This window comes from Oleiphilus sp. HI0066, from assembly GCF_001635725.1.
Genome location: NZ_LWFH01001611.1, coordinates 1 through 15,423 on the forward strand (window position 1 = coordinate 1; position 15,423 = coordinate 15,423).

General features: G+C 44.3%; 15 protein-coding genes. 6 read left to right on the plus strand and 9 right to left on the minus strand.

Going from position 1 to position 15,423, the window contains the following annotated elements:
- Nucleotides 1–563: sulfate transporter CysZ (gene cysZ / locus A3738_RS25240; protein WP_068763941.1), on the minus strand; the 563-nt coding region annotated here is incomplete at its 3' end.
- A 73-nt stretch (nt 564–636) separates the two neighbouring features.
- Here cysZ and A3738_RS25245 point away from each other — a divergent pair.
- Nucleotides 637–1,260, plus strand: a complete 624-nt coding sequence (locus tag A3738_RS25245) for an RluA family pseudouridine synthase (RefSeq protein WP_068501467.1) — start codon at nt 637–639, stop codon at nt 1,258–1,260.
- Nucleotides 1,261–1,331: 71 nt separating this feature from the next.
- Here the strand turns inward: A3738_RS25245 and A3738_RS25250 are convergent, their stop codons facing one another.
- Nucleotides 1,332–1,922 carry a methyltransferase gene (locus A3738_RS25250; RefSeq protein WP_231876760.1) on the minus strand — a complete coding sequence of 197 codons (591 nt, stop codon included), beginning with the start codon at nt 1,920–1,922 and terminating at the stop codon, nt 1,332–1,334.
- Between the two features lie 159 nt (nt 1,923–2,081).
- Between A3738_RS25250 and A3738_RS25255 the strand changes: the two genes are divergently transcribed.
- Nucleotides 2,082–2,924, plus strand: a complete 843-nt coding sequence (locus tag A3738_RS25255) for a mechanosensitive ion channel family protein (protein ID WP_068501667.1) — start codon at nt 2,082–2,084, stop codon at nt 2,922–2,924.
- Nucleotides 2,925–3,180: 256 nt separating this feature from the next.
- Nucleotides 3,181–3,693: an aminoacyl-tRNA deacylase gene (locus A3738_RS25260; RefSeq protein WP_068482213.1), complete on the plus strand. Its 513-nt coding sequence runs from the start codon at nt 3,181–3,183 to the stop codon at nt 3,691–3,693.
- On the opposite strand, the gene A3738_RS25265 is transcribed toward A3738_RS25260, so the two are convergent.
- Entirely contained in the window at nt 3,690–5,057 is a 1,368-nt protein-coding gene (locus A3738_RS25265) for a Do family serine endopeptidase (RefSeq protein WP_156502574.1), read from the minus strand. The two genes, A3738_RS25260 and A3738_RS25265, sit on opposite strands and share 4 nt — an antisense overlap.
- Nucleotides 5,058–5,159: 102 nt before the next feature.
- Here A3738_RS25265 and A3738_RS25270 point away from each other — a divergent pair, with 102 nt between their 5' ends.
- Both A3738_RS25270 and A3738_RS25275 read left to right on the plus strand, forming a co-directional pair.
- The gene (locus A3738_RS25270) at nt 5,160–6,437 is read left to right on the plus strand and encodes an FAD-dependent oxidoreductase (protein ID WP_068482211.1); all 1,278 of its coding nucleotides are present in this window, start codon (nt 5,160–5,162) and stop codon (nt 6,435–6,437) included.
- A gap of 11 nt (nt 6,438–6,448) precedes the next feature.
- Nucleotides 6,449–6,811, plus strand: coding sequence for a histidine triad nucleotide-binding protein (locus A3738_RS25275; protein WP_068475666.1), 363 nt, complete (start codon nt 6,449–6,451; stop codon nt 6,809–6,811).
- Here the strand turns inward: A3738_RS25275 and A3738_RS25280 are convergent.
- A complete protein-coding gene (locus A3738_RS25280) occupies nt 6,801–7,613 on the minus strand; it encodes an ABC transporter substrate-binding protein (RefSeq protein WP_068501664.1) in 813 nt (270 codons plus the stop codon). The genes A3738_RS25275 and A3738_RS25280 overlap by 11 nt on opposite strands.
- A 136-nt stretch (nt 7,614–7,749) precedes the next feature.
- Here A3738_RS25280 and A3738_RS25285 point away from each other — a divergent pair, with 136 nt between their 5' ends.
- Nucleotides 7,750–8,520 (plus strand): TerC family protein, encoded by a 771-nt coding sequence (locus A3738_RS25285; protein ID WP_068501660.1) that lies wholly within the window; start codon nt 7,750–7,752, stop codon nt 8,518–8,520.
- A gap of 67 nt (nt 8,521–8,587) precedes the next feature.
- On the opposite strand, the gene phoU is transcribed toward A3738_RS25285, so the two are convergent.
- From phoU to A3738_RS25310, 5 genes are all read right to left on the minus strand, one after another.
- The gene (gene phoU, locus A3738_RS25290; RefSeq protein WP_156493642.1) at nt 8,588–9,310 is read right to left on the minus strand and encodes a phosphate signaling complex protein PhoU; all 723 of its coding nucleotides are present in this window, start codon (nt 9,308–9,310) and stop codon (nt 8,588–8,590) included.
- A gap of 33 nt (nt 9,311–9,343) precedes the next feature.
- The gene (gene pstB, locus A3738_RS25295) at nt 9,344–10,198 is read right to left on the minus strand and encodes a phosphate ABC transporter ATP-binding protein PstB (protein WP_068501653.1); all 855 of its coding nucleotides are present in this window, start codon (nt 10,196–10,198) and stop codon (nt 9,344–9,346) included.
- 95 nt (nt 10,199–10,293) lie between these two features.
- Nucleotides 10,294–11,958 (minus strand): phosphate ABC transporter permease PstA, encoded by a 1,665-nt coding sequence (gene pstA / locus A3738_RS25300; protein ID WP_197469461.1) that lies wholly within the window; start codon nt 11,956–11,958, stop codon nt 10,294–10,296.
- 10 nt (nt 11,959–11,968) lie between these two features.
- Nucleotides 11,969–14,239 (minus strand): ABC transporter permease subunit, encoded by a 2,271-nt coding sequence (locus A3738_RS25305; RefSeq protein WP_068482188.1) that lies wholly within the window; start codon nt 14,237–14,239, stop codon nt 11,969–11,971.
- 148 nt (nt 14,240–14,387) lie between these two features.
- A complete protein-coding gene (locus A3738_RS25310) occupies nt 14,388–15,347 on the minus strand; it encodes a PstS family phosphate ABC transporter substrate-binding protein (protein WP_068482186.1) in 960 nt (319 codons plus the stop codon).
- Nucleotides 15,348–15,423: the final 76 nt, after the last annotated feature.

Genomic DNA, 15,423 nt, shown 5'->3' on the forward strand with positions numbered 1-15,423 from the left:
CGATTGTTGTCGGCAGGGTAATCCACATATTGAATCGCCATCATCCAACCTGAAAACACAATCCAAATAATGGCTACTAAGGCATTTACTCCCGGAATAAGTCCGAGAAAAAACAAAGCTGCGACGCGCGGTAAATAATAAGCCAGCTTTCTCAGTTCTCTAAATATCGTTCTGGGGATCAGTGCCAGAAGCTCTTTTGCGGTAAATGGACTCTCGTCTTTTTTACCCGCTAATTTGTTTTCAACAACTTCAGCTAGAAAGCCATAGAAGGGCGCACCGATTAAGTTAGCGGTCGAAACAAAGGCGTAAAAAATTAATAAGATCATCGCGATAAAGTAGATGAGCCAAAATGCCCATTCGAGAAAACCTAACCACTCAGGTATCCATGACATTAAGTAAGTCATGCCTTCGTTGTAGAGCGCTTTTGCCCATACAAATAACAGTGAGAAAAGAATGATATTGGCGATGATGGGCACGGCTAAAAACCATCTGAAGCCGGGCGAGCAGACGATTTTGAATCCTTCAAAAAGATAACTTGTGCCCGCAAAGAATCGGTTGATCATTGAATATTTTCCGTATCTGCAATTTGTTTGAGTTTGTATAATACCGCTTTCGTTAACTGTTTGGTGAGCTGCTTTGGACAAAGCTGAAACGCTTTATGCGGATGACACGCTGATTATTGCGAATAAACCTTCGGGTCTACTCAGTGTTCCTGGGCGTGGACCAGATAAGCAAGATTGTTTAGTGCGACGCATTCAGCAAGATCATCCAACTGCACGTATTGTGCATCGGCTTGATTGCGCAACGTCAGGCTTAATGGTGCTCGCGCAAACGGCTGATGCGCATCGTGAGCTCAGCAGGCAGTTTCATGATCGCGAGGTCGATAAAGCCTACGTTGCCCTTGTTTTTGGTCAGCTAGAGGAAGACCAAGGTAAGGTGACATTACCCTTGATGACAGACTGGCCAAACAGACCGAAGCAAATGGTGAGCGAAGAGGGAAAAGCTGCGCACACGGATTACCAGGTACTAGAGCGTTTAAACGATAGAACGCGCGTGCGGCTCACGCCTGTCACGGGGCGTACCCATCAGTTACGTGTCCACATGATGTCACTGGGGAATCCAATTTTAGGTGATAACTTGTATGCAACGGGATCGGCTTTAGCTGCAAGCACTAGATTGATGTTGCATGCTTGGAAGCTTGGAATCACGCACCCCGAGACAAGGGAGCGTCTGACATTTTCGCCTGAACCACCATTTTGAATGATGTGTCCATTGGTATCCCGAGGTGAGGACAGTATAGAACAGCACATGAGAAGACAGCGAAGGGTTGGTTATTCTAATCCGTAAATTCTCACCTGATTAAATTCTTCAAACTCATTGAGATCTGGCCACGTACGCGCTTCGTGGGTTTCCAATAACTCGAATTTGTCACTAGGGAGTATTTTCATACGCGAATCCGCGAGCAGTACTTCTTTACTCGTCTCACACCATTGGTCCAATAAGTTATGATTGTCTCGGTCATAAAGCACATCGGCTGCCGTTAGTAAGTCGATATCATCGACTTCATCCAAATCCTTGATACATTCGACACGAACCTTATTGTGCTCGGCGTTCACGAGAACCGCATTGAGCGCTTCGTCATCAATATCACAAGCAAAAACATCTTTTGCTCCAGCTAGCGCCGCAGCGATTGCTACGACACCTGACCCACTCCCAATATCAACAACGCGTTTACCTTGAACAGACTTTGGGTTCTTATGAATATAACTTGCAAGAACTTGTCCGCTTGCCCAACAGAACGACCAGTATGCGGGTTCGGCGACGATGGCTTGCGCCTCTTCATGAGGAATCGGTCCGTGAAGTACGGCTGGATCAAACAAAGCAAGAGATATCTCTTGGCAGAAGGGAAGTTGCGTGAACATGAGTTGCGCCTTACTTAGCGTTCTTTGCATTTGGAGTTCGAGATCGTTTATCGTTGGCATTTGTTTGATAAAGCTCTACATTGTTGGTGTCGAATAAGAATATCGGCTTTACATCAATATTTCTAAATTCATAGCGTAATAATAAAGGAAGAACAGGCAATGTCGTTAGAAAGTGTTACCGAAGAAAAAGTGTATCAAATTAGTGATCAGATGGTTGAGTTAGCAATTGCGTATGGGCCTAAAGTGCTTATCGCTATCTTTAGCTTAGTCGTTGGATTTTGGGTCATTGGCAGAATTGTCAACGTGGCTGAAAAACACCTTATCTCAAGAACAGAGCAAACATTAGCGAGCTTTTTGAAAAGTTTATTATCAATTTTTCTCAAAGCTATTCTCATTATTATGGTGGCGGCTTACGCTGGAGTTGAGACAACATCACTCGTTGCAGTATTAGGTGCCGCTGGCTTAGCAGTAGGTTTTGCTTTGCAAGGCAGCTTGTCGAACTTTGCTGGTGGTGTGCTGATCTTATTCTTTAAGCCGTTTAGGGTTGGGGATCTGATTGAGGCGCAAGGTTTTATCGGTACCGTAAAAGAGATTCAGATTTTCAATACAATTTTGCTTAGCCCAGATAATCGCATGATTGTCATTCCGAATGGCAAGTTATCGAATGACTCTCTGATCAATATAAATCATGAGCCAACCCGTCGTGTGGATTTTGTATTTGGCGTGGCTTATGCCGATGATATCGATAAGGTCAAAGCGATTATAGAGCGCGTTGTTTCGGCGGATGAACGCGTTTTGAGTGATCCTGAGAAAACCATTGTGCTAGGTGAACTTGCAGATAGCTCCGTTAATTTCACCGTGAGACTTTGGGCGAAGACTTCCGATTATTGGGGCGTTTATTTCGATACGCATGAAGCGATTAAAAAAGCATTTGATGCTGAGCAGATTTCTATTCCATTCCCGCAACAAGATGTATATTTGCATCAAGCATCGAACGACTAAATAATAACGAAATAATTAACCTACGAATTTCAGGTAGATATTGTTTTAAATGAAACAAACTTGTGAAATTCTTGAAATGGCCATTTTTTTGTGACGCAAACACAATGTTGAAAGTGGCCATCGTCACGCTTTAGTTTGGAATATAGGTGTAACGTGTTACTTGTCTTTCGTCGCTCTTAGGTAGTCCCCAATACCTAGGGGCGCAAAGACACACTTTTTGCTCTTAATAAAAAGACGAATTGGTGGAGGTAGTACGATGCCGGTAAAACAATTACAAGAATACCTCGATGCGCATAATATGACGTATCAAGCGATTGAACACTCTCCTGCATACACCGCAAAGGAAATTGCAGATTTAGTTGATGTTAAAAGCGAGCAGGTTGCCAAAACCGTTATGGTGATTATGGATGGCGTGCTCTCTATGATTGTCCTTCCAGCTTCTTGTCGTATTCGTATGGATCGATTTGCACGTGTAATGGGTACTGAACTCATAGATCTTGCTAGTGAAGAAGAATTTAAAAATCGTTTCCCAGAATGCGATGTCGGCGCGATGCCTCCTTTTGGTCGAATGTATGAAATTCCCGTTTATATGTATGAGGGCTTTAATGAAGGCGGTGCGATCGTTTTCAGAGGTGGCCGCCATGACGAAGTGATTAAAATGGATTTCAAAGACTATAAGATGCTCGCTCAACCCATGACATTGAGCGAAGGTTTTGCACGTATCGGTGTTTCCAAGCCAGATTGGATGATGCGCCGCAAAGCTGGCTAGCGTGTGTAAATAACGAAGTCCTGATAATGTCGTCGTATGTGATATGACTGTGGCGCATTTATGGTTATGAAGTAACTGAGTTCTTCGATGCTATGGATGCGCTTGTTGTTCACTCCGTAGATAATATCGCCAATTTCAAAGCCTTGGAAAGCAGCGGTTGATCGTTCCTCGATGTTCATGACCATGACGCCGACACTCCGTTCTTTATCTGGGTTAATAAGATCTTGGAGTTGCAGACCTGATAGGCTGGGGTGTAATTGAACGCCTTTAATTTCTGGTATCGGAATTTCTTCTGTTTCGACGACTAGTTCGAGTGTTCTTTCACCTCTTAACAGTTTGAGTTTTAATGTTTCACCCAGCGGCGCTAATCCTATCTGATTTCGCATGTCTTCTGCGTTTTTAACTGGCCGTTCATTTGCCTCAATAATAACATCTCCTTGGACTAGTCCGGCGCGCTCTGCCGCACTGTCAGTTTTCACTTCACTAACTAATGCGCCTTGATAAAGATTCAAGCCGAAGGCTTCTGCCAGATCTGCGGTTAAATCTTGGAAGCTTGCGCCAATTCCTCCGCGCTTCACCTCTCCGTATAGAATCAACTGTTTTAAGATGCTTTGTGCCACAACAGAGGGAATCGCAAACCCGATGCCTACATTGCCGCCTGCTGGTGCAAGGATGGCGGAGTTAATGCCGATCAGCTCGCCGCGCAAATTGATGAGCGCTCCCCCAGAATTACCAGGATTGATGGATGCGTCTGTTTGGATAAAATCTTCATAACCTTGAAGGCCAAGGCCGCTGCGTCCTAGTGCACTGATAATTCCGCTCGTGACTGTTTGTTGAAGTCCGAACGGACTTCCGATCGCGAGCACAAAATCGCCAACAGCAGATGAGTTAGCTTGTGCAAAGGGAATGTGGCGTAAGTTTTTTGCCTCTATCTTTAACGCGGCTAAATCTACTTTTTCATCGGATCCCAGTAGTGTGGCTGTCAGTGTCCGCCCGTCTTGCAGGGTAACCTTAATTTCATCGGCATTTTCGATGACATGATGATTCGTCAGAATGAACCCATTTTCTGCGTCAACGATTACGCCAGAGCCTGCACTTTGTGTTCGTCTAGTTTGACCAGGTTGGTCGGGTAGTTGGAAAAAATGTCGGAAGAAGGGGGAGTTTAATAAAGGATTTGTTCTTTGTTGTCGTATTGTGAAGGTCGCAATATTCACGACTGCAGGTGCCGCATTTTCTACGATTGGAGACAAAGATGGTACCGAGCTACCGCTGATGATTCGTTCTGGTACTGAAGCAAAAGTACTCGTACTTAGCATTAGCAAGTTGACGATGATCAGTTTAGAAATAAAGGGTTTAGAAAACACTTTCTAGGCCTCTCGCATCACGTTAGTATTGAAACTATATCAATGTAATGTGTGTCTCATTCAATTTTTTACAAGCACATCATCGCTTGGCATTTGTTCATTATGCAAGACAAGATAAAACATGTAGATGTTGTCATTGTTGGCGCAGGCATGGTTGGCGCAACAATCGCCTGCGGACTAGCGCAACATAATTTACGTATCGCCTTAATCGATAGAGCGTTACCAAAATCGATTAAGAGTGGAGAACCTCCTCGGATTCGTGTATCGGCACTTCATTTAGCCAGTGAGCAGCTGCTACAAAATCTAGGGGCGTGGGCGCATATTCCTAAAGACAGGGCGCTTGCTTATTCCTATTTAGCGGTGAAAGAAATGCCGGCTAAGTCAGGGTTTGTTTCGAAACTGCCCGATATAACATCATGGGCCACGACCCGTTTTGAGGCGCAAGACTTAGGTAGAGAGCATTTAGGCCACATACTAGAGAATGATGCGATTCAACTTGGCTTGCTAGATCGTGTTGCTGAATTGCCAAACATTGAGTTAGTTAGTGGCGTCACGATTGAATCGAGTGAGTTAGGTTCTGATAAGCGTATGCTTACTTTGAGCGATGGTTCTGTCATGTCAGCCGATTTGGTTGTTGGGGCTGATGGCGCGCAATCTCAAATGCGTCGAATTGCTGGAATTGGTCAGTTTAGCGAGTCTTATACTCAGCACGCTATGGTCGTATCCATTACCTATAAAGGCGGAGTTGAGCAAGGGACTTGGCAGGCTTTTAGACCAGAAGGGCCTCTCGCGTTTCTTCCGTTACCGCGCATTGACGGTGTTAATTATGGCTCGTTAGTTTGGTACGACTCGCCGAATACTATCGCACAGTTAAAAGGCTTGTCTGATGCCGAGCTGCGTCAAAAACTTCAAGCGATATATCCCCAAGAATTACCTGATATTGAACAGATTCTTCAGGTCGCTTCGTTTCCTCTTGCCAAGTCACATGCTCAGCAATACTCAGGAGAGCGTATTGTTCTGGCCGGTGATGCTGCGCACACAATTAATCCTTTAGCTGGTCAGGGTGTTAATCTCGGGTTTATGGATGCCGCGGTATTGATTGAGGAGCTCGGTAAAGCATTGATTAATGACCAAGCCTTATCAGATCGGGCGGTGTTAAAGAATTATGAAAAGCAGCGACGTATGTTTAATCAACTCATGATGAGTGGTATGGACGCGTTTTATTATGGCTTTAGTAATCGCTCTGCCCCAGTGCAAATTATTCGAAACATAGGTTTAGGGCTTGCACATCGCTCAGGTCCGTTGAAACAAAAAGTATTGGAATACGCTACAGGTCTTCAAGGTAGTATTCCTAAGCTTGCAAAAGTAAGTGACGTATAAGGACAACTCAAATGTCAGAGACGATATTTACAAAGATCATTAATAAAGAAATTCCCGCTGAAATCTTGTACGAAGACGATATCAGCATTGCCTTCAAAGACATTATGGCGCAGGCGCCCGTTCATTTTCTGGTCATTCCTAAGAAACCCATTGCGACCATTAACGATATCGAAGAGGGCGATAAAGAATTGCTTGGGCATTTGTATTGGGTTGCAAAACACATCGCTCAAGAGCAAGGATTTGCGGAACAAGGTTATCGTGCAGTGATGAATTGTAATGAGTATGGCGGTCAGTCTGTGTACCATATTCATCTGCATATTCTTGCTGGTAAGCCTTTAGGTTGGCCACCATACACCGATACGCTTAAGGTCTAGTCATACCGACCTTCTCATAGTTTGATGAGTTGGTGTTTTTGCTGAGTTGAAGGGATGCCTTAGCTGAATGCTGTGCTTCAATCGCATCCCAAATATCCAGAGCAAGCGCCGAATGTGCATCGTAAAATTGATGCGAAAACATTAGGTAATATGGGCGCTGCATGAAGGGCTTATTTAGCTTTTCTATCATAGCCTCAATATGCGGTGATTTTGAGATTCGTGTGTCACTCATTGTTTCAATATCTATCCAAGCATCGATTCGACCTCGATAAAGCATTTCTAGCCCGCTTGATTGCGTCGTGACTTCAACCACATCTAGACCTAAAGCTTTTAAGTCGTCAATGACGGCATAACCAATCACGGCACCGATCTTAATGGTATTGTCTGAAAATCTATCTCCGTTCCACGATAGAGTCTTATCTTTGCGTTTATAGATGACATAAGACTGACTCATGATTTGTTTCGTGGGGTCAGGGCTCCCCTCTGAGGTTAGATATTTACCAAAAGCTTCACGTTCTTTTTTATAGCTGGAGTGGAACACGCCATCCGCTTCGCCGTCCTTCACCATTTGTAATGCCCGTGTCCAAGGTACGCGTTCAAACGTGAATTTCACGGTTAAGTCAGCTTCAATGTCTTTGAGCAGTGATAAGGTGATTCTGGGCTTCTCCCAATTAATTTCTGGGCCATTGCCTAAGTAGTACGGCGGGTTTTCTTTTACCTCAAACACAAGCGTTATTTCCTGACGATCTGCGAAAGTAAGTGTTGAATAAAGACTAATCAGTAAAAGAATGAAGCGTTTCATGAGTAAGGATCTAAAAAGAAAGAATAAAACATAGCGTTTGTTTTGTAGTTACATCGCAAAAGTTACACGGCAAAATTTTGTACTACTTTTAACACCTATGAGTTTCTGATCAACGAGACATTTTGAGTAATGAATAATGTTTGAATGGATAACCAGCCCTGAAGCATGGATCGCACTCGCGACATTGATGGCTTTAGAAATTGTCTTAGGTATCGACAATATCATTTTCATCTCTGTTTTAGTTGGGCGACTGCCAGAACATCAACGAAATAAAGCTCGAAAAATTGGTATCACTTTAGCGATGATCTCCCGATTATTGCTCTTATTTAGCCTCGCTTGGGTGATGAAGCTAGTAGATCCCTTATTCAGTGTTTTGGATAACGATATATCCGGTAGGGACCTGATTTTAATACTCGGAGGTTTGTTCTTATTGATGAAATCCACGCATGAAATCCATGGGAGTTTTGAGATTAAAGATGTGTCAACGACAATGCTCGCAACATCTAGCTTTGCCTCAATACTCGTTCAAATAGCGGTATTGGATTTGATCTTTTCTTTGGACTCTGTAATTACAGCGGTTGGTTTGGTGGAGCATCTCAGCATTATGGTTATTGCTATTGTGTCCTCTGTGATTGTGATGCTGATAGCCGCTAATCCTATTGGCGAGTTTGTTGATAGAAACCCAACTATCAAGATGTTGGCTTTGTCGTTTTTAATCTTGATCGCGTTTACGTTGATCGCCGAAGGCTTTGATGTACATATTCCGAAGGGTTACGTATATTTCGCAATGGCGTTTTCACTATCGGTTGAGCTTCTAAATATTAAGTTGCGCTCGAGAAAAGTAGAGAAAGTCGAGACCATTCAATTGGCTCGAAAGCATGGATTTGACGATTCGTCTTTCGAGTAAGAATTTTGGCCAAAAAAAAGCTCAACCTGTCTCCAAGTTGAGCCTCAATCAAATCTGCTTGATGTGCTTATTCGCTAATTAATTGCTCAGCTTCAGCAATCTTCATATGGCGCACATCTTCACCTTTGACCATGAATATCACGTATTCTGCAACGTTCGCAGCATGATCACCGATACGCTCAAGCGCACGCAGTACCCACAGTACATTATGTACTTGTGAGATGCTTCGCGGATCTTCCATCATAAACGTCATCAACGATCGAATCGCTGAGCCATATTCGGCGTCAACAGAACTATCTTCGCGAATAATTTCCAAGGCCATGTTGGCATCAAGTCGTGCGAAGGCGTCTAATGATCCACTGACCATTTGAGTCACGCGTTGACTGATGTGGCGTACTTCGATGTAACCGCGAGGCGCTTTGCCTTCATCGCTTAATTTAATCGCCATTTTTGCAATTTTTGCGGCTTCATCACCAATGCGCTCAAGGTCAGAAATCATCTTAACGGTTGAAATCACTAAGCGTAGGTCGCTTGCAGCAGGTTGGCGGCGTGCAATGATTTGCGTACATTCTTCGTCAATCATACGCTCCATTTCGTCGACGCTTTTCTCTGTTGCTGCAACAGACTCAGCTAATGAAGTGTCAGAGTTAAGCAAGGCATCAACCGAATCTGTTATCTGGCGTTGAACAAGACCGCCCATTGCTAAAAAGTGGTTTCTCAGCTCGCTTAGGTTTTGGTTGAACTGTTGCGAGATATGCTGGTTGTGCGTCTCATGTGTTGGTTCGCTCATTTTCATATTCCTCTTTTATTATTCGTCCTTGAATTAACCATAGCGGCCAGTGATGTAATCTTCTGTTTGTTTCTTCTCAGGATTTGTAAACAGCTGGTCGGTGTTTCCAAATTCAATGAGATCACCCATGTACATGAATGCGGTGTAGTCAGAGACACGCGCAGCCTGTTGCATGTTGTGGGTAACGATAACGATGGTGTAGTCGTCTTTAAGCTGGTGAATGAGTTCTTCGATTTTGAGCGTTGATAGAGGATCAAGTGCCGATGCTGGCTCATCCAGAAGCAGTACTTCTGGCTTAACGGCAACGGTACGTGCGATAACAAGACGCTGTTGCTGACCACCTGAAAGGCCTAATGCGCTATCGTTTAAACGATCTTTTACTTCATCCCACAGTGCAGCAGATTTTAAAGACCATTCAACAGTTTCGTCTAAAACACGCTTGCTGTTGATCCCTTGGATACGCAAGCCGTATGCGACGTTTTCGTAAATACTTTTCGGGAAAGGGTTTGGCTTCTGGAATACCATTCCCACACGACGGCGTAGATCTGCTACTTCGACTTCACGATCGTAGATGTCGCTACCTTCAAGAAGCACTTTACCTTGGATGTTTACGCCATCAACAAGGTCATTCATGCGGTTGAAGCAACGCAATAGCGTTGACTTACCGCAGCCTGAAGGGCCGATAAAAGCAGTTACACGATTCTGTGGAATCGTCATGTTGATGCCATGTAGCGCTTCTTTTTCACCATAACTTAGGCGTAGGTCTTCAACTTTAAGTGCGACCTTTTCATCTTCTAGACGAAGGTTATTGTCTGAGCGCTGAAGGCTACTGATGTCGATACCGTGTGTACGTTCGTTTGTGTTCTCTGTGTTTGAATCTTGTGTCATATCAAACTTCTCTAAAAATCTATCAATAAAATTTGGTTGTTTAGCTAATTGGGAGGCAGGAGCAAAATAGGCTCAACCGCCTCCGTTTAGCGTGTTTACATTTCTAAGGCTTTGTACTTTTCACGTAAGCGGTTACGAATCGCAACAGCTGATAAGTTAAGTAAAGCGATAACCGCTACCAGCAAGAACGAGGTCGCGTACACAAGTGGTCGCGCTGCTTCAACGTTCGGGCTTTGGAAACCTACATCGTAAATATGGAAGCCTAAGTGCATAAATTTCTGGTCTAAGTGCAAGTAAGGGTAGTTACCATCTAAAGGAAGTGATGGCGCTAACTTCACTACACCAACCAACATTAATGGCGCTACTTCACCGGCTGCACGCGCGATAGCAAGGATAACGCCTGTCATCATTGCTGGGCTAGCCATTGGCAAAATAACACGCCACAAGGTTTCTGCTTTGGTTGCACCAAGTGCCAAACTACCTTCGCGAATGGAGCGAGGGATACGTGACAAGCCTTCTTCCGTTGCGACGATGACGACTGGTAGCGTTAGAATCGCGAGTGTAATCGATGCCCATAGTAGACCACCGGTACCGAATGTTGGTGACGGCAATGCTTCTGGGAAGAACGCTTTATCCACGCCGGAACCGACAAAGTAGATAAAGAAGCCAAGACCAAATACACCGTAAACAATTGAAGGAACACCGGCGAGGTTATTTACCGCAATACGTATGATACGTGTCATCGTACCTTGGTGGGCATATTCACGTAGATAAACTGCTGCGATTACGCCAAATGGTGTCACGATGATCGACATGATAATGACCATCAAAACCGTACCGAAAATAGCAGGGAAGATACCCCCTTCGGTATTGGCTTCACGTGGTTCGTCACTGATGAACTCGTAGAGTTTTGCAATGTAGAAAACGATCTTATCGCCAATACTCATCGCGTTCGGCTGGAAGGCATGAACGATCTTCGCAAGATCAACCGTGATTTGCGTGCCGTCCATACTTTGTACACGAACTTTGTCGCGGTTTATTCGGCCATAAAGCTCGATAAGACGGCCCTGTAAGCCATCGTATTCAGCATTTAATGCTGCTCGCTCAGCTTCAATATCAGCAAGTGCTTGCGATGTTAAACGATCTTCCAATTCCAACTTGCGCTGCTGAAGTCGAAGACGTTCGATACCCGCATTGATAGAACCAATGTCACTCTTCTCAATATCATGAATTTGAGAATAAATATCCAAAGCTCTATCTAGGCGCTCTTGTAGAGCAGGCCAAGCTTGATCACCTTCAGCGACAACTTGGTCATTCTCGATGACTTCATTTAAGTAGCCGTAGAAATTACCCCATTCGCGACGTTCCATCACGATAATGTCTTCTGGGTAGGTGATGTTTGAGAAATCACGAGCAAGAATCCAACGGAAGTCAGTCCCTGAAATATCACGGTTACCAATCTTCATTAGATTACGATCCAGATGCTCTAGATCTTCAGGAATGCTATATCCAGCATCACGTAGTTGATCCGCAGACACTTCTACGGTTTCAACGAGTTCACCAATGATGGTGTAACGATCACCATTTTTAGCTGTCACTTCTGCTTGCATCACATCGTGAGCCCAGAAGTGGACAAGACCTCGGCTTGCGATCAACCAAAGAAGACCGAAAACCATAACCATGCTGATGGCAACAGCACCGGCGTTGAACCAAACCCATGGGTCGCCGTTTTTAAACCATTTTTTAACTGATACGCGCACAATAGACTCCTTAAATCACACTGTACTTGTTGCGAAGACGCTGGCGCACAAATTCTGCAAAGGTGTTTACGACAAAGGTAAACAGGAATAGAACAAAGGCTGCGAGGAATAAGATGCGGTAGTGCGTGCTACCCACTTCTGATTCAGGCATTTCGACAGCAATGTTTGCTGACAAAGTACGCATACCTTCAAAGATATTGATGTCCATGATCGGGGTGTTACCAGTCGCCATCAGTACGATCATGGTTTCACCGACCGCACGACCCATACCAATCATTACCGCTGAGAAAATACCCGGGCTTGCTGTTGGAAGGATAACGCGTGTCATGGTTTGCCACTGCGTTGCACCAAGTGCAAGAGAGCCTTGGGTCAGATGTTTTGGCACACTGAACACGGCATCTTCTGTAATCGAGAAGATGGTAGGGATAACTGCAAAGCCCATCGCTGCACCAACGACTAAAGCGTTACGTTGGTCGAAATCGATACCGGCTTCATTCGTTAACCAAAGGCGCATGTCACCATTGAAGAATGCGACTTCTAGCGTTGGGCTGAGCGCCATGGCAAGCCAACCACCAAAGATAATGACAGGAATCAGCAGTACTGGGTCCCAGCCATCAGGCACTAAACGACGAATGTTGGAGGGTAAGTTACTCCACATAAAGCCGAATAAAAGTATGAAGATCGGGGTGATTATGAGTATTGCGAATACGCCAGGAAGGTTTTCTTCCATAAACGGTGCAAAGAATAAACCTGCCAAGAAACCTAGAATTACGGTAGGTAATGCTTCCATCAATTCAATCGATGGTTTTACCTTACGACGTAAACCCGGTGACATGAAATATGCAGTATACAAAGCGCCACAGATTGCTAGAGGCGTTGCAACAAGCATCGCATAGAACGCGGCTTTTAATGTACCGAATGCAAGAGGGGATAAGCTGTATTTTGGTTCGAAGTCGTTATTCGCTGCTGAAGATTGCCAAATGTAATCTGGTTCTTCATAGCCCTCATACCAAACTTTGCCCCAAAGTGCTGAGAAGGAAATTTCAGGGTGCTCGTTATCCACTAACCACCATTGAATTTTTCCATCCGTAGTTTCAACAAGAAGTTTGTTGGCACGTGGTGCAATAGCAAGATTATTAACGGCTGCGTCTGCACTAATGGTCAATGCAGTGGAATGCGCAGTACTGTTGTAAAACTTAATCGTGCCTTCAGTGTTGGCGATTAAGAAACCCTTACGACGTTGTTCAATATCTGCCGCTGCAATCTTACCGCCGACGGCTTCAAAGGTACGAATGTTTTCAAGACGATACTTGTTGTTTTCATCGCGTACCATGAACCACTGCGAGGTGCTTCCTTGGCTGTCGGAGACCAAGATGGAAGCACCACCCAGTAGTAAGGTCATATCGTCAATTAAAGTATTTTCGTCACCCACTTTGATGGTGCCGTTGACGATATTTTCACGTTTTGCATTGAGATCTAAAACCTGGATATGTCCATCATTGGTACCGACAAATACAAAGCGCATCGCAGGTTCAGCAATGATAAATTTAGGTGCGACATCAAGTTGTGGGAGATCAACTTCTTCAGGCACTAAACGTATTTCACCGCTCAAGAAGTCTTCTTCTTGTTCGAATTGTTTTGCGACCAAGGCGTTCGATTCTGTTACCGCGACGACCATTAGTGCGCCGTCACTTAAGGCAATAGAAATTTCTTTTAGAGGCTCACCATTTTCAGCTAGCTGCATAGCCTCTTCGCCGAATGGATATTCAATAAAAGGTTCAATCTTACGCTGGTCATTTGGGTAAGTGATTTTATAGCTGTGCTGCAATACCAGAGCAGAACCATCACTTAGGCCAAGTACGAATTTGCGAGAAGCAGGATCTGCGTTGGCGACGCTAGATACCTCAACGCCCTCGGGAATCGGGAGAGATACAAGGTTATCGATGCTCCCGTCTATTGTGTTAAAGAAAACCACCTTTCCTTGGTCAGTTACACGAAAAGCTTTCTCGCCTTGCTCTTCTGTGCCACTAAAAATTGTGCTTCCTGCAGCTTGTTCTGGAACATCGTAGGTAGCAACACGCTCTGCTTCGGCACTGGTGAATAGCGGTGCCACTTCATAAAGAAGATAAAAGAAGATAAGTGTGATTGCTACGATGACGCTAATGCCGCCAGCCCCAATAGAGACACTGGCAAGCTTGTCTTTTAACTTTCTGTTTTTACGATGCCTAACTAGCTTCGGAGTGTTGAAGTCTAATGTTGGCTGCGTTGGTGATTCACTCATAAATTAATACCGACAATTGAGAGAATTTAAATTTCGCAAATTATATAACAATGTAAATTCATAGTCTGCTTAAACGGAAAAACCTCCCACCATATATGGTGGGAGGTTTTTTCTTTGACTAGCTATCTACTGGGTACTAGCTTACTGCTTATAGACCTAGTTCTTTGAACTGACGCTCAACAACTTTTGCAGGAAGTGGCACATAGCCATCTTTAACTACAACTTCTTGACCTTGCTTAGACATTACAAGCTTCAAGAACTCAGCAGTCGTTGGATCAAGCGCTTTATTTGGCGCTTTGTTCACGTATACGTATAGGAAGCGTGAAAGTGGGTAAGCACCTGTTACAGCGTTTGCAGCATTTGCTTCAACATATTTGTCGCCCTTCTTCGCTAGTGGAAGAGCGCGCACTGATGCAGTTGTGTAACCGATGCCAGAGTAACCAATACCATTAATTGACTCAGATACACCCTGAACAACTGACGCTGAGCCTGGTTGCTCATTTACGTTGTTTTTGAAGTCGCCTTTACATAGTGCTTTCTTCTTGAAGTAACCGTAAGTACCAGATACTGAGTTACGACCGAATAGTTGAATGCCCTTGTTTGCAAGAGAACCTTCAACACCTACATCACCCCATGTTTTTACGTCGCTATCGAAGCCACATTTACGAGTTGATGAGAAGACCGCATCTAGTTCAGCGATGTTCATACCTTTGATTGGGTTGTCTTTGTTGACGAATACAGCAAGAGCATCGATCGCTACAGCAACTGGTGTTGGTGCATAACCGTAACGTTTTTCGAAGGCTTCGATTTCTTTGTCCTTCATCTTACGGCTCATTGGGCCCATGTTAGATGTGCCTTCAGTCAATGCTGGTGGCGCAGTAGAAGAGCCCGCCGCTTGAATTTGAATGTTTACATTTGGGTAGTTACGCTTAAAGTCTTCTGCCCAAAGTGTCATTAGGTTAGCTAGAGTATCTGAACCTACACTAGAAAAGTTACCAGATACGCCGCTCGCTTTTTCGTATACAGGTAGGCCTGCATCGACTTGCGCTGTTGTAACACTTGAAAAAGCTGTCAGTGCCATTGCACCAATTAGTTTTTTAAATCTCATTATCATCTCCCGTGATATTTGATTTAGTTTCGATTGATTAATTGTTTAACGCTTCAATGAGGATGCAATATAGGGC